Origin of the sequence: Neobacillus drentensis (assembly GCF_036966985.1) — a bacterium.
Taxonomy (GTDB): Bacteria; Bacillota; Bacilli; order Bacillales; family Cytobacillaceae; genus Neobacillus; species Neobacillus drentensis_E.
The window spans coordinates 272-16338 of record NZ_JBALSN010000084.1 but is presented as its reverse complement, the minus strand read 5'-3'; the positions used below and the strand labels follow the sequence as shown (position 1 = coordinate 16338).

General features: G+C 36.5%; 15 protein-coding genes. 10 read left to right on the top strand and 5 right to left on the bottom strand.

All coding sequences use genetic code 11. The features are described from left to right. Nucleotides 1-49: 49 nt before the first annotated feature. Nucleotides 50-1165: a metallophosphoesterase gene (locus tag V7659_RS06290; protein WP_335452997.1), complete on the bottom strand. Its 1116-nt coding sequence runs from the start codon at nucleotides 1163-1165 to the stop codon at nucleotides 50-52. A gap of 95 nt (nucleotides 1166-1260) precedes the next feature. Next, complete coding sequence (locus tag V7659_RS06285; protein ID WP_335538862.1) at nucleotides 1261-3441, bottom strand: MMPL family transporter; 2181 nt, start codon at nucleotides 3439-3441, stop codon at nucleotides 1261-1263. Between the two features lie 182 nt (nucleotides 3442-3623). On the opposite strand from V7659_RS06285, the gene V7659_RS06280 reads away from it, so the two are divergent. The 10 genes from V7659_RS06280 to V7659_RS06235 all read left to right on the top strand — a co-directional run bounded on the left by V7659_RS06280 (nucleotide 3624) and on the right by V7659_RS06235 (nucleotide 13818). After that, the gene (locus V7659_RS06280) at nucleotides 3624-4565 is read left to right on the top strand and encodes a sugar-binding transcriptional regulator (RefSeq protein ID WP_144554753.1); all 942 of its coding nucleotides are present in this window, start codon (nucleotides 3624-3626) and stop codon (nucleotides 4563-4565) included. 148 nt (nucleotides 4566-4713) lie between these two features. Continuing rightward, complete coding sequence (gene deoC / locus V7659_RS06275; RefSeq protein WP_335453003.1) at nucleotides 4714-5388, top strand: deoxyribose-phosphate aldolase; 675 nt, start codon at nucleotides 4714-4716, stop codon at nucleotides 5386-5388. Between the two features lie 24 nt (nucleotides 5389-5412). Next, nucleotides 5413-5583 (top strand): DUF1427 family protein, encoded by a 171-nt coding sequence (locus tag V7659_RS06270; RefSeq protein WP_283877892.1) that lies wholly within the window; start codon nucleotides 5413-5415, stop codon nucleotides 5581-5583. 25 nt (nucleotides 5584-5608) lie between these two features. Then, complete coding sequence (locus V7659_RS06265; protein WP_335538866.1) at nucleotides 5609-6007, top strand: cytidine deaminase; 399 nt, start codon at nucleotides 5609-5611, stop codon at nucleotides 6005-6007. 125 nt (nucleotides 6008-6132) lie between these two features. Continuing rightward, the gene (locus V7659_RS06260; protein WP_335453149.1) at nucleotides 6133-6645 is read left to right on the top strand and encodes a DUF3189 family protein; all 513 of its coding nucleotides are present in this window, start codon (nucleotides 6133-6135) and stop codon (nucleotides 6643-6645) included. A 12-nt stretch (nucleotides 6646-6657) separates the two neighbouring features. Further along, nucleotides 6658-7461, top strand: coding sequence for a pyrroline-5-carboxylate reductase (proC, locus tag V7659_RS06255; protein ID WP_335453006.1), 804 nt, complete (start codon nucleotides 6658-6660; stop codon nucleotides 7459-7461). A 237-nt stretch (nucleotides 7462-7698) separates the two neighbouring features. Further along, nucleotides 7699-8121 (top strand): response regulator transcription factor, encoded by a 423-nt coding sequence (locus tag V7659_RS06250; RefSeq protein ID WP_335453009.1) that lies wholly within the window; start codon nucleotides 7699-7701, stop codon nucleotides 8119-8121. A gap of 1 nt (nucleotide 8122) precedes the next feature. Beyond that, nucleotides 8123-9160 (top strand): HEAT repeat domain-containing protein, encoded by a 1038-nt coding sequence (locus tag V7659_RS06245; protein WP_335453012.1) that lies wholly within the window; start codon nucleotides 8123-8125, stop codon nucleotides 9158-9160. Nucleotides 9161-9163: 3 nt separating this feature from the next. Next, nucleotides 9164-10576: a glycosyltransferase family 2 protein gene (locus tag V7659_RS06240; protein ID WP_335453015.1), complete on the top strand. Its 1413-nt coding sequence runs from the start codon at nucleotides 9164-9166 to the stop codon at nucleotides 10574-10576. Continuing rightward, nucleotides 10573-13818 (top strand): hypothetical protein, encoded by a 3246-nt coding sequence (locus tag V7659_RS06235; RefSeq protein ID WP_335538861.1) that lies wholly within the window; start codon nucleotides 10573-10575, stop codon nucleotides 13816-13818. Before V7659_RS06240 ends, V7659_RS06235 begins: the two co-directional genes overlap by 4 nt. Before the next feature lie 42 nt (nucleotides 13819-13860). Here the strand turns inward: V7659_RS06235 and V7659_RS06230 are convergent, their stop codons facing one another. From V7659_RS06230 to V7659_RS06220, 3 genes are all read right to left on the bottom strand, one after another. Next, a complete protein-coding gene (locus tag V7659_RS06230) occupies nucleotides 13861-14448 on the bottom strand; it encodes a YitT family protein (protein WP_335538864.1) in 588 nt (195 codons plus the stop codon). A gap of 78 nt (nucleotides 14449-14526) precedes the next feature. Continuing rightward, on the bottom strand, nucleotides 14527-15537 hold the full coding sequence (locus tag V7659_RS06225) for an inorganic phosphate transporter (RefSeq protein ID WP_335538859.1): 1011 nt from the start codon (nucleotides 15535-15537) through the stop codon (nucleotides 14527-14529). An 11-nt stretch (nucleotides 15538-15548) separates the two neighbouring features. Beyond that, nucleotides 15549-16067, bottom strand: a 519-nt coding sequence (locus tag V7659_RS06220; protein ID WP_335538857.1) for a DUF47 domain-containing protein, incomplete at its 5' end; no start/stop codon positions are given.

Below are 16067 nucleotides of genomic sequence, written 5' to 3'. Positions count from 1 at the left end.
ACCTTTATTTTATATAACTAAAATTTGAAAGTAAAGAAAGTTTTAACTATTAAAGCCCTAATTTATTAATAAAATCAACTGTTTCCTGATGCTCTGGTTTTATTAACTGATAAAGACGTTTATCTCTCTTAACAAGGGAGGTCCCAGCATCATTAGCAATGGTTCTTGTGAAGGATGTCCCTTTTAATACGCCCCATTGGCCATTTGTTTTTTCGAGTCTGAGGTCAATAATTCCAAGACGATTTCCAAAAGCCCCTGCCATTACGACTGGTTTACCATTAATTTGTCCCGTTTCTAAGTTAGTATCAGGAGAATTTTTATACACAGAACTTGGAAAGACATTATGCGAATGTCCTGCCAATATGACATCGATGCCCGGAATTTTTGATAAATAATAGACTGCATTTTCCGATTCAGCGCTATATGCTCCGTAGCTTATTCCTGTATGGGCTAGGGCAACAATGATATCCGCGCCTTTTGACTTCATGATTGGGACAAATTCTTTGGCAGAATCAACAATGGGTTTAGCCATAACTTTACCTTCAAGATTTGCCTTATCCCATTTCATAATTTGTGTCGGCATAAATGCTATGACCCCAATCTTTAGTTGATGTGTTCCCCCATTCTGATCAATCACTTTTCTTTTCAAAATAACATACGGAGTAAAGTAGGGTTTTTTCTTTTTAACAGAGAAAACATTGGCATTAAGGACAGGCATCTTTGCCCCTTTCACGGCTGCATTTAAGAATCCTAAACCGTAGTTGAATTCATGATTACCAATGGCAATGGCATCATAATGTAAATAATTAAAGGCACGATAAACCGGATGAATTTTCCCCTTACGTATTCCTCGAATTCTTGCTAAATATTCCCCAAGAGGATTCCCCTTCAGGTGATCTCCATCGTCAAATAATAAAGAATTTTGTACTTCCTTCCTTGCCTTCCGGATAAGTGTTGCTGTTTTGATTAGGCCAATTCGGTTGTCTACTTTTGTTTGATAATAGTCATAATTGACTAAGGATGCGTGCAAATCAGTTGTTTCCAGGATGCGTAAATCAACGACACCTGGCTGAGTTTGTGCAGATGCCGCCTTAAACGAAAAGGCAGGTTGAGAGAACTCAAAAAGTGAGAGAATGATAAGAAAAATAAACGTTTTTTTATTCAAATTGAAAACCTCCTTCATAATCTTGCATTAAAGGTTTTCTTAGTATTCGTTTTCTAACTAGAATTATGATAAAGGGAATACAATAGAAAATGTCATCAGGCTGGCTTTTTTTTAGTCATATGCCGTTTTTTATGTTTGATGCCAAAAAACCACCAGTTCCAATCGCCAAGTAGTTTCATTAGTGCTGGAACTAACACCATCCTCACAATGGTTGCATCGATAAAAATTGCTATAGCAATTCCTACTCCTAGCTGCTTAACTGGCATGACGCCGGTAAAGGCAAATGCACCTGTGACGACAATCATAATGGCAGCAGCTGAAGTGATAATTTTACTAGTATAAGTTAAACCGGATATAGTCGCTTCACTATTATCTCCAGTTTTTAAGTAAAATTCCTGAATTCTCGAGATAAGGAACACTTCGTAATCCATTGATAGTCCAAAAACAAGAGTAAAAACAAATACAGGTAAAATTAACGCAATATCTACAGGTGTGACGCCAAAATGCCCTTGCTGAAAAATCCAGACTAGGATCCCAAAGGTGCAGCTCAGGCTTAATATGTTCATTACAATTGCTTTCAATGGTATAAGAATGGAGCGGAATGCTGCCATTAATATGACGAAAGTCGAAAGGACAATCAATAAAAGCCCATCTGGTGCTTTTTGATATATTTCAGAAAAAATTTCTTGCTCGAATTTTATCGATCCGCCGAAGGAAGCCTTTAAACCTAAATCCTTATTTGACCAGTCACTTACCCATTGTCTTGCTTTAGCAGAATGTTCACCAGTTTTTAGATATACCTCTAAGAGCATTTTATTATCTCTAATAAAGTAGTCGATAATTGGGGCTGCCTTTGTTGTTTTCCCAGAAGTGAGTACTTGATAAAGCTGGTTTACATCCTTTAATCCAGTAGCTGAAAAGGGTGAATGAACGGTATTCACCAGTGCATCGTTTTCAATACTTTTAATCACGTTATTCACTTTTTTTAGATTACTCAAATTAAGAATGTTACCACTTGATTCAAGGACCACGATGACTTTTTTCTCGTCTCGTTTTTCTTTAGCGATAAAATGGTCTTTATAGATTTCTAAGGCAGTTCTTGAAGGGTAACCTGGCGGCAGGGATTCTGTACCAGGGATCGCTAAAATCATTTGTTTAACAGGAATCAATCCTGCTAAAAGAATTGCAAGGGCTGCTACAGTCATAAGAATAGGGCTCTTCATGACAAATTTAGCAAACTGATGCCAAAAACTTATCGTTTGATTGTCTACTGCGGGTAAAATACTTAATTTATTGATTTTAGCTCCCAAAACACCAAGCAGTGCAGGAAGAAAGGTTAAGGCACAAACGGCAGAAATGAACACAACAGTCATTCCGCCAAGCGCAACATTCTGAAAAATATCGATTTTGATAAACCACAATGCAGATAGACCAATAAAAACACAGAGTCCAGAAAAGATTATCGAACGACCAGCAGTAGAAACTGTTATCTCAAGAGCATCCTTTATAGACTTTGATTTCACTTCTTCTTTATATCGATTAATAAATAATAAGGCAAAATCAATACTTAATGCTAATCCAATCATCGGAACAATATTTAAAATAAAGATCGTTAAATCAGCACGATAGCTAAAAAAGTAAACGGATCCCATTGTACATAATATGGAAACTATGCCAATGACAATCGGGAGTGACGCAGCAATAAGTCCTCCAAAGGCAAGGATCAGAACCACTAAAGCGATCGGCAGACCAATCATTTCCGCTTTTGCTAAGTCCTCTTGGCTTGCAGTATTAAGGTCTTGGACAATAATGGGTTCGCCGGTCATTGTGACCTTAAGCCCCTTTTTATTTACTAGTAAAGTCTTTAATTGGCTGATTTCTGTCCCAAGGTTTTCAGCATCTTTGTTAAAAGTAAGAAGCCCATAGGCATATTGTGCTTTTATCATTCCTTCTCGTTCCAAAGGGGAAATCATTTGCTCTGCATCATCAAACCCTGCTAATTTTTCAAAATTGGTTGAAATGAATTGTCTGAAAGCCCCATTACTTATGGCTTTGTCTTTTTCAAAAACAAGAATAATGGAGGACTTTGCATATCCAAATTCTTGCTCGAGAAGGTTGCGCGTTTTATTATATTCCCCGTTATATTCAAAACCATTTCCTTTAAGAACGGTAGGCAGTCTTAAAGCAAACAAACCTAATAGTAAAATAATGAAACCCCAGGTTACCAGAACCCACTTTCGTTTTTGGTAAATAAATCCGCCTAATTTCTGCACCATATCGGCTCCTCTCATAATAATTGTTCCCCATTAAAGAGGCTGAAAATTCATGTTCCTCGCTTAGCTTCATTGCATTAATTGAAATTATATTCATATTAATTTTTACAAATGTAAAACAAAAGTGATTTCGTTTATTATTTTTGTTACAATAAAGAGAAAATAATAACGATAAGGTGATAACTGTGGATCGTGAAAAGTTAACAAAAGTCATTGAAGCAGCAAAGCTCTATTATCTGTTGGATTATAATCAAAACGAAATTGCCAAGAAACTAGGTGTTTCCCGTCCCACTGTGTCGCGTCTATTACAACAGGCAAAGAGTGATGGGATTGTCCAGATTAATATAATGGATCCGACGGAAGATGTTGAGAATCTTGCGAGACAACTTGAAAAAAAGTTCAACCTGAAGAAGGCAGTTGTCGCTTCAATCCCGCAATATGAAGACCATATTATAAAAAATTATCTTGGGGAAAAAGCGGCCATTTATCTAGATCAAATTGTTAAGGATGATGACATAATTGGGGTGACATGGGGAACGACCCTTTACCATATTGCGATTGAATTAAAACAGAAATTTGTAAAAGGGGTAAAAGTTGTCCAGTTAAAGGGTGGTGTCAGTCACGCTGAAACAAATACCTATGCATCAGAGATTTTATATCTCTTTGGAAAAGCATTTCATACTACACCACACAATCTTCCACTACCAGCTATAGTGGACCATGTCGTTGTAAAACAGGCAATGGAGGCTGATCGTCATATCCGAAAAATCCTTGAACTAGGAAGTCAGGCGAATATTGCTCTATTTACGATTGGACCAATTAAAACAGATTCCTTATTATTTCAATTAGGCTATTTTACAGAGAGTGACTTAGAATCTCTGTATGGAAAAGCTGTGGGTGATATTTGCTCCCGTTTCTTTGATGAAAACGGAGAAGTGTGCAACGAGAGCCTGAATGAGAGAACCCTTGGAGTAAATTTGGATGATTTAAAGAAAAAGGATTATTCGATTCTTGTAGCAGGCGGGCCCAATAAAATTGAGGGAATATACGGGGCATTAAAAGGCGGGTTTGCAAACGTGCTCGTTACGGACCAGTTTACAGCACAATTCTTGTTGGATAAGAACTAAACATAGACTGTCTTTAAGTAGGATGAAAAAGTTTTTACATTTGTTCATAAATGTATTTACAAATGTTCATTATATTTGATATAGTTACATTGTGATAATCGACAAAAACATTTATATATAAAATTTAATTAAAAGGGAGACGTAGAATATGACACAGAATGTAGTAGGAATGATTGACCATACATTATTAAAGGCAGATGCAACAAAAGAAGAAATTGTAAAGCTAGTGGAAGAAGCAAAGGAATATTTATTTGCATCTGTGTGTGTGAATCCAACTTGGGTTCGAACAGCTGCTGGAATGCTTGCTGACACTCCAGAAGTGAAAGTATGTACCGTAATTGGGTTTCCACTTGGGGCAACTACTCCTGAAACGAAAGCATTTGAAACAAAAAATGCGATCGAAAATGGAGCAGATGAAATCGATATGGTTATTAATGTGGGTGCTCTAAAAGATAACCAAGATGACTTAGTAGAAAGAGATATCCGTGCGGTAGTCGAAGCTGCTAAAGGAAAAGCATTGGTGAAGGTAATCATCGAAACTTGTTTATTAACAAAAGAAGAAAAAATTAGAGCATGCGAAATTTCTGTAAAAGCTGGGGCAGACTATGTAAAAACATCTACAGGTTTTTCAACAGGCGGAGCCACTGTCGAGGATATTCGCTTGATGCGTCAAACCGTGGGTCCAGAAATTGGTGTGAAAGCTTCAGGTGGGGTTCGCAACCGTGAAGATGCACTTGCGATGGTTGAAGCAGGAGCAACTCGAATTGGTGCAAGTTCTGGCGTTTCAATCAGTAAAGGTGAGCTATCCTTAAGCAATTACTAATAAATCAATTGTGAGGTTAATTCGATGAGAGACGTAATAATGGCTTTAATTGCCGGTTTAATAGTTGGTATGTTGTTTAAATTCTTAAAGCTTCCATTACCTGCTCCCCCTGTATTCTCCGCAGTTGTTGGTGTTTTCGGGGTGTATTTTGGCGGCGTGCTTCTTGATTGGATTACTAAATTAGTTCAGCAATAAATTTCCTTAACGGAGCGTGAACATGATGGAAAAGAAAGACTTAATTGTAGAAGCAAATAAAGCAAGAGAGTTTGCATACGTACCCTACTCCAATTTCAAAGTTGGTGCAGCACTATTATCAAAAGATGGGCAAGTTTTCCACGGCTGCAATATTGAAAATGCAGCTTACAGTATGACCAACTGTGCAGAGCGAACAGCACTGTTTAAAGCGTATTCTGATGGGATTACACAATTTGCTTCACTCGTTGTCGTGGCGGATACTGAAGGGCCGGTTTCACCTTGCGGGGCTTGTCGTCAGGTTATTTCTGAACTTTGTGATGCAGAAATGGAAGTAGTACTAACGAATTTAAAGGGCGATGTTCAAAAAATCCTTGTAAAGGATCTACTCCCAGGAGCTTTTTCACCTAAAGACTTAAATAAATAAGTAGTAAAAAGAAGAAGTTTATCTAATCGTGATAAACTTCTTTTTTATTTGGTGTGGGAAATCTCCTTGAATTGGAAAATACAATATGGAACATAATATACATAGCAAAAATAAAGGATGATTCCATGATTTATATCTATAATGATTTTGGCGGAACTCATACAACTTCTTTAGCAGCGGCCTACCATTTAAAACAATTACCACAATCCGAACGAAAACTAACAAAAGAAGAAATTTTAACTGTGAAATATTTCAATAAATTAACGAAAGCAGATTTTGGTAAGATTATTTTCCATGGAATGGATGAAGATGGAAACTCTGTTTATACGATTGGACGGAAAAGAAATAAATATGTGATCCCTGCATTAAAAGAAATGAGTTTATTGCTGCAAGAAAAATTTAAATTTGATGAAAAAATTGTCTTCTCCAATACTTCACCAACTGTTCCTTTTGCTATGTCCATGGGTGGATTTTTCTCAAGGGGGTTAAAAATTGATTTTATTGGGGTACCCTTATTAGTTATAGGTGCTAAACAATGTTGTGATAATATATACAGGTTGGTGGAAAATACAAAAGAAATAGGAAAAACAACTTTTGCAGAAAACATCATCGTATTGGAGAATGAGATGTTTAAATAGGTGGGGAGAAAATTGAAAAAGAAAATAGGTTTTATTGGGGCAGGAAAAATGGCACAAGCAATGATGGAGGGAATGGTTAAATCATTAACGATTCCAAAAGAGAATATTTTGGCTAGTGCTAACACAGAAGGTACGAAAAAAATAATCAAACAAAAGTATGATATATGCACAACACTAAATAACAGAGATGTTGCTATCTTTGCTGATATCCTTATTATTGCGGTGAAACCTGATCTATATGCAACAATAATCGAAGAAATCAAGAACGATATAAAACAAAATGTAATCATTGTAACGATTGCTGCTGGGATTACCATAATGGATATTGAGAAGGCATTTGGTTTTCATGTAAAGACGATTAGAACAATGCCTAATACTCCATCTTTAGTTGGGGAAGGCATGAGTGTGATCTGTGCGAATGATTACCTTACTGAAAATGAAATTGTTGAGGTAGAGCACTTGTTCCAGACCTTTGGAAAGACTGAAAGGCTAGAAGAGAAACTAATGGATGCCGTTCCTGCTATCAGTGGTTCTTCCCCGGCATATGTTTATATGCTTATAGAGGCTATGGCGGATGGTGGAGTAAGGCAGGGAATACCAAGGAATCAAGCGTACAGACTAGCTGCTCAAGCTGTTCTTGGCGCTGCAAAAATGGTCCTTGAAACCGGAAAACATCCAGGAGAACTCAAAGATAATGTGTGTACGCCAGGTGGGGCAACAATTGAAGCAGTTGTTACCTTGGAGGAAAAGCAATTTCGGGGATCCATAATGTCAGCAATGGACAACTGTACAAATAAGGTTAAAAACCTCATATAAAAAGCAATTATGGGATCCTGTTTTTGGATCCTTTTTTTGGTTCGACGAATTTTGACAAAAACTCATATTATTCGACCATTTTCTGTATTTTTCTCGTGACAGATAGAATTATTAATAATAAACTTTAAATACATAAAATCAGTTAAAAATAAGGGAATAGTAAAGGTATTGAATCAAAAACAGCGAAAGTCTGTTCATACATATTTGAAGGGTTATCATTTTAGGAAGTAGGTAGTCATGAATTTAAATAATGTATTTACAAAAGAAACCTTGTTCATTTCGGTCATTGATGACGATGCGATTATTCGAGACATGTTAATAAGAATACTAAAGGTAATGGTTTTTGATCATTTTGAATTAGACATTGAAACATTTGAAGATGGTCTACAATTCTTTGAATCAAAACGCTTAGAGGAAAATGGCATACATTTTTTAATACTTGATGGTGTTATGCCTGTTATGGATGGTATCGAAATCCTGCAGAAAGTAAAAAAAATAAAAAATGGGAGAAATATCTATGTCCTTATGTTGACAGCGAGAAAAAGGGAAACGGACATTGAAAGGGCATTAAAGCTAGGAGCAGATGATTATATAACTAAACCTTTTAGTATTAAAGAGCTACAAGCTAGGATTGAAAGGTTAATCAAGAGGATGAAATAGCATGCTGAAAAATGAATTATATTACCTGACAATTTTAACGATAACGATTTTAGTCATTTTAGTGGTTTTACTAATATATCTAACCATAAGAAAGGCAATGGATATTAAAAACAGGAAAGCAATTGGGCAATTTATAGAAAAATATCATTCCGTTCTTTTTACCATGTTAATGGAGGGAGGGTATTCTAGGGGACTGAATCCCAAAAACGTTCTTGAACAAATAGCCATCGAAGAACTTCTAGGCAGATTTAGCAAAATTTTAGAAGGTGAGGATGAAAAGTCACGATTAACAGAACTTGCATCAATGTATTTATTGGAGAGGTATCGCAAGCAACTTAAAAGTAAAAGGTGGAGTAAACGTATGAACACCCTCTATCATATTGAAGATTTCAAATTAACTCTCCTGAACGATGATATCTACTTGCTAACACAGAAAAAAAAACTCTCCCACGAAGAACTTATTCATTCCTTAAGAATCCTTGCATTATTTCAATATGAATTTTTATTTGATCTGTTAATAACCCGCTACCAGAATCTCTCTGAATTTGAGTACCGTACGATTTTAGTTCGCCTCGAGCAAAAGCAATTTGAAAAGTATATTCTTCATTTTCATAAGAGCAGTCAGTCGTTACAAACAGCAATCCTAGATGTAATTTCAATAAAAAAGGAATTAAATTATCTTCCTTTTCTTGAGAAAATCTTTTCAGTCTATAAAGGGGAAATCAGGCTTCGAGCCTTAAAGGCATTATCGAATGTGGGCTATGTGAAAAATACAGAACCCTACTTAGAACTACTTTATTCTAGTAAATGGGAAGAAAGAATGATTGCTGCCAAACTTATTGGTTCATTAAAAGAAGTCAAAGGGATTTCAAGATTAATCGAGCTTTTGCATGACCAAATGTGGTGGGTTCGTTTTCAGGCCGGAGAGGCCATCTGCCAATTTCCGAATGGGCACCAGATTTTACAGGAAGTGTTAGAAACTTCAAAGGATGTATTTGCTAGGGATATGGCATGGGAATGGCTTCATAAAGGGGTATAGAAAATGGAAATTCTAGTGTGGGAAAATGTTGTAACGCTTTTTGCTTGGTTTATCGCTGTATATATGGTTATTGTTATTTCTTTTTACTCTGTTATCTTGATGATCTCTTTTTTCCAGCTTCGGAAGGAATACCAACTTGACAGAGTACAAGCATATGAAGATTATTCGGACGAATTTTATACAAAACCTGTTTCTATAATCGTACCAGCATACAATGAAGAAGCAGGGATTATTCAGAGTGTGCGATCATTATTGAGTGTAGATTACCCAATATTTGAAGTGATTGTGGTGAACGACGGTTCAACCGACCAAACACTTGCAAAAGTAATGGAGCACTATGATATGAAGGAAATAAAAAAAGTAGTTAGAAGGCAAGTGGATACGAAACCAATTAGCAGGATTTATCAATCAGCTATTTTATCGAATTTGTTTCTTATTGATAAGGAGAATGGGGGAAAGGCGGATGCCCTTAATGTGGGCCTTAATTTCTCGCATTACCCTTATTTTTGTTCGTTAGATGGCGATTCTGTTCTTGAACAAGATGCCTTTTTAAAGGTGATGAAACCCATAATTGATTCAAATGAAGAAGTGATTGCCTCGGGTGGAAGTGTTCGAATTGCGAACGGATGCCAAATTAAAAATGGTCATATCCTAAAAATCGGTTTATCGAATAAACCTTTAGTTGTTATGCAAATCATCGAATATTTGCGTGCCTTTCTAATGGGGAGAATTGGCTTGAGCCGGCACAATCTTCTATTAATTATCTCAGGAGCATTTGGAGTTTTTTCGAAGCAATGGGTGATTGCAGCGGGTGGTTATAAAACAGATACGGTCGGGGAAGATATGGAATTAGTTGTTAGAATCCATCGACTCTTAAGGGAAAAAAAAATAAAGAAAAAGATTGTCTATGTTCCAGATCCTGTTTGTTGGACGGAGGTTCCAGAGGATGTGACCTTCCTTCGCAGGCAGAGGAGACGTTGGCATAGGGGATTACTGGAAAGCTTATGGACTCATAGGAAAATCACATTTAACCCTAAATACGGTTCGATTGGTTTGATATCTTTCCCATACTTTTGGATTGTCGAATTTTTCGGGCCAGTTATTGAGTTTTTAGGATACCTGTTTATGATGCTTTGTTTAATACTTGGGGGGACCTATATAGAATTTGCTATTTTGTTATTTCTCCTTTCTTGTTTATATGGGTCTATTTTTTCAATGACATCGGTTCTATTGGAAGAATGGAGTCTAACAAAGTACCCAAAAGTATCAGATATCATGAAGTTATTTTTGTACTCCTTAACAGAAACCATTTGGTACAGGCCGCTGACCGTGTTGTGGAGATGTGAGGGCATTTGGCAGATGATAATCGGTGATCGAAGTTGGGGAGAAATGAAAAGAAAAGGTGTTTCCGAATGAAAAAACCAATTAATTTAATCATTTATACGGTTCTTTTTTTAATTATTATCACCTGCCCCTTTTGGCTATGGCAAATTCAGCCCATGAAAAAATTAAACGTATTAATTGTCGACAAGACTGTTCCAAATCCTTCCTATAGAGAACATAAAGGATTGGTTTGGATCCTAAATAATGCTAAATATTATAAAAAGGGAAAAAAACCTTATTCAGTTTCGGAAGACTATAGAGGATTTGAACCAAAGAAGGGAAAGGAATATTTAATAAATCCTTTACCAAAGGATTTAAAACCATACGATGTGATTTATTTAACGGATCAATATGGAGTTTATAAAGAGGAATTTTACGGACAAAATCCTTTAGGTAAACACTCTCCAAAAATTTATGGTGGGCTTCAAAGTGATGAAGTCAATCAAATAAAAAAAGAACTAATTCAATCTAAAGGCAAAACATTAATAGCAGAATTTAATACGTTTGCAAGTCCTACATCAGAATCGTCGAAAGCTGAGATCTCAAATTTGCTTAATGTTGAATGGGCAGGCTGGATCGGTCGCTTTTTTTCCAACCTTAATAGTACAGAGGTACCAGAATGGGTAAAAGAGAATTATGAGACTCAAAATAAAAAGTGGTCATTTACTGGAAAAGGATTTGTATTTGTCAGTAAAAACAATTATATCGTTGTAATTGGAGAAAAAGACATTAACGACAAAGGTCTTCTGTTTGAATTGACTAGAAGCGGAAAAAAACATTTTACACAAAGTTTCAATGGAAAGTATAGTTATTGGTTCGATATTATTGATGCCAGAGATAATAAGGAAATATTGGCCGACTATAAGCTGCCGATTTCTAAGGAAGCAAAAGAAACACTTAAAGGATATGGGATTCCAACTTCTTTTCCAGCCGTCATTTTTCACCAAAATGCTAAGTATTCCTCTTATTACTTTTCAGGGGATTTTGCTGACGAAGCTGATGTTCCAGGAATTTATCAAACACAAGGTTTGGATGCTTGGAAGAAGCATGTTGGCTCCAATGGTTCTTTCTATTGGGAAACTTATGTACCAATGATGAAGGATATCTTAAAGCATGGATTACACCATGTGACACAACAGGAAAAAGTGGACGTTGTCGAACATGATGGAATAAAATCAAACAGCAAAACTGGAAAATCTTATATTCAGATTCAGAAGGACGGGAAATGGGAAGATCTCTTAATTAAGGGTGTAAACATGGGGATAGGAAAACCTGGTTATTTTCCTGGGGAGACGGCGATTACAGAAGGTGAATACTTTCGATGGTTTAAAGAAATTGGTGCAATGAATGCCAATGCGGTCAGAGTCTACACACTCCACCCGCCACAATTTTACGAAGCATTTTATGAATATAACAAAATTGCTAGTAAGCCGCTTTTCTTATTTCATGGGACATGGGTTAATGAAGAAAATCTTATTCAAACACAAGATGCTTTTTCCAAAGTAAATCTAGACGATGCAAAACTAGAAATAAAAAATATGATTGATATTATCCATGGAAAAGCAGACATACCAGACCGGCCTGGTCATGCCTCAGGTGAATATAAGTACGATATTTCGAAGTACGTTCTGGGAATCATTGTTGGCACGGAATGGGACCCTGCTATGGTCACAAATACAAATGATAAGCATTCAAAAATTAGACAATATACAGGGGAGTACTTTAAAACAGAAGGGGCCAATCCATTTGAAATCTGGCTGGCTGGTTTAATGGATTATGCTGCTGATTATGAGGCGAAACACTACCATTGGCAGCATTCAATGAGTTTTACGAACTGGGTTACAACAGATCTGTTGAAGCATCCAACCGAACCACTAGAGAATGAAGATATGGTTTCAGTGAACCCCAATCATATTAAGGAATCTAAGCAGTTTTCTGCAGGATTATTTGCTTCCTATCATATCTATCCTTATTATCCTGATTTTCTTAACTATGAAAAGTCATACCTTAATTATATTGATGCAAAGGGTAGGAAAAACAATTATGCAGGCTATTTAAATGAGCTCCGTTCTGCGCATCAAATGCCAGTGCTTGTTGCAGAATTTGGTGTTCCAGCTTCAAGAGGGTTAACACATAAGAACGCATATGGGATGAACCAAGGATTTCATTCAGAAGAAGAACAAGGGAATATTAATAAGCATCTATACCAATCGATTGTTTCTGAAGGCTATATGGGAGGACTTGTTTTCACCTGGCAGGATGAATGGTTTAAACGGACATGGAATACCATGGATTTTGATGATCCTGATCGAAGGCCATATTGGAATAACATGCAAACCAATGAACAGCACTTTGGTTTACTAGGTTTTGAACCGGGGAAAAAGGAGACTGAAATCCTTGTTGATGGTATTGGGAGGGATTGGGAGAAGGCGCAAGTCAAAAAGAGTTATCCTAGCAATGATAAAAAGGATACTTTAAAGGAAGTTCGGTTGACCTCTGACAATGGATATTTATATTTCCTTTTAAAATATAATCGTCCAGTTGATTTTCGCAGACAAGGAACATTCCTGCTGCTTGATTCCGTGAAGCAACAGGGCCAAACCCAAATTCCATTAATCGATCAGATATCAATCAAAACAGACTTTGGGATTGATTTTTTAGTAAATCTTACAGGTCCTGAGACTTCAAGTATCATGGTCGATAGTTACTATGATACCTTTTATTATCAGTACGCCCATCTGCTGAAGATGATTGAGGAACAGCCTTATGTGAAGCAAAAGAACAATGGAGTGTTTCATCCCATTAGACTTGCTCTTAATAAGGAATTAACCATTCCAACCACAAAGGAAATTATTCCTTTTGCGAGTTACGAGACAGGAAAACTGAAGTTTGGGAGCGCAAATCCAAATAGTAAAAAATTCAACTCTTTAACTGATGTTAGCATTAGTAATGATAGGAAGATGATTGAAGGAAGGATTCCATGGCTGCTGTTAAATGTGAAAGATCCTAGTCAAAAGGAAGTAATGGGAAATGTCTGGAAAAGCGGATTATCTGGCAGTGTTGAAACGAGTGGAATTCGACTCGCTATTGTGACAACAGAACTGGGGAAGGTCACTCAAACATTGCCTAGAACAAAAAATAATCGGCTTCACCAGTTCGACGCATTTTTATACAGCTGGAAAAAGTGGGAAGAACCAGCCTTTTATGAACGGTTGAAGAAATCCTATGGAATTATGAAAGAAATGTATGGAACAATTGACATAAAAGGAAAGTAATATTAAGGAAAGGAAAAACAAGCGTTTTCCTTCCCTTTTGTTTTAATAATAAGGAAAATGTTGATTATTGTTTCCTCTTACGGTTAGTGCCGTCATAAGGCCGACGCAGATGATTGTGAGAAGAGAATAAAAGAACTTTTCCAATCCAACAACCTGAATACCGCTTGTAATGACAAGACCATCTATTAAGAAGATGATAATCCCAATATTAATAGAAGTAAATTTAGTTAATAATTGTGCAAGCAAATCTGTCCCGCCTGTACTGGTTTCATAACGCAGCATAAGTCCTATCCCTATCCCGACAAGCAATCCACCGATGATGGTGCTTGGTAATATCCCCATTTCGATTTTACCGTTAATAAATGATAAAAAGTCAATACAAAAGGAAGAGATGATAAGGCCATGAAGGCTGTAGTAGAAATAGCGTCTCTCAAAAAACCAGGCTAAAACATATAAAGGAAGACTTAAGACAATAATACTTAGTCCAGTCGGCCACCCGTAAAAATAATGAATGATTAGTCCTAACCCGATTACGCCTCCATCAAGTAAGTGATAAGGAACTAAAAATCCATTTACCCCAAGGCTTAACAGTAAACTCCCGAGCAGCATTGCTGCTAGTTTTTCCTTCATCATCCATCACTCCAAAACTTGTCCTCTATCATAAAAATATGAAAGTTCAACATATTTAGAAGTGATATAGTCAAAAAATTAGGCTAANNNGATATTGAGAATGAAGTAAAATATACCAGCTAATAATGCAGTAATTGGAAGTGTAATTACCCATGTAACTAACATCCGTTGAGCTGTACCCCATTTTACTCCTTTAAGCCTATGTGCAGAACCTACCCCTAGTATCCCTGAAGAAATGACGTGGGTAGTACTGACTGGCAAATGGATATAAGTGGCTCCAAAGATGATTGCTGCACCCGTTAAATCTGCGGCAACACCATTAATCGGACGAATCTTCATAATTTTCCCGCCGACTGTTTTTATAATCTTCCATCCACCTATTGATGTACCTAATCCCATTGCAATTGCACAAGAGAGCTGTACCCAAAAAGGCACTTCATCAGTATGAAGATAACCATTAGCTAACAGAGCCATGGTGATGATCCCCATCGACTTTTGTGCATCGTTTGTTCCATGTGAATAGGATTGTAACGCGGCAGTAGCAATTTGGACTAAACGAAAGGATCGGTTGGTTTTAGTTAAATTGAAATTTTTAAAAACGACTTTAAAAATGCTGTAAACAATATACCCAACTGTGAAAGCTAAAATAGGTGATAGAATTAATGCTTGAATAATTTTTATAAAACCTTCAGCTTTAATTACTTCAAATCCTTTTGCAGCAATGGCTGCACCAGCAATAGAACCGATAATTGCATGTGATGAACTACTTGGAATACCGTAATACCAAGTGAGTAAGTTCCAAAAAATAGCTGCTAGCAGTGCAGCAAAAATAACAATCGATCCAGTATGACCACCAGTAAGTGAGAATGGATCAACAATGTCTTTAGAGATAGTTTTGGCAACCCCAGTAAATGTCAATGCTCCTACAAAATTCATTATCGCTGCTAACATAATTGCTTGGCGTGGTTTGAGAGCTTTGGTGGATACAGAGGTTGCGATTGCATTTGCTGTATCATGGAATCCATTAATAAAGTCAAATGCAAGGGCACCAATGACTATTAAAATCGTTAAAATTAATACAACGCTCATATGTTTGCTCCTTAAGCATTTTTCATGATAATGGTTTCAAGTGTATTGGCAACCGTTTGACAATAGTCGGCAATATCTTCAAGGTTTTCGTAAATTTCTTTGTATTGGATAATCCGGATCGGGTCTTTTTCAACCGTAAATAAATTTTTAATCGACTGGCGTAAGATATTATCGCAGTTGGATTCAAAATCTTTTATCTTAATGGCATGTTCTCTTATTTGCTGTAACTTTTTATTTGAAAGTAGTTCAACAGCTTTGTCAATTTCATGGACACTTCCTTGAATTGCATCTACAAATTTCTTCATAAATTCATCGGCGTTAGTAATAGAATACATTTCAAATAATGCTGCACATCCTTCAAGTCCATCGAGTACATCATCCATACTCATCGCTAAGTGAAGGATGTCCTCTCGTTCAATTGGAGTAATGAAGGCATCATTCAATTCTTTAATTACTTCATGAACGTATGTATCTCCTTTTGTTTCAAGTTCTTTCATTTTCTCAGAGAAAATTTTCAAATCACTCACATT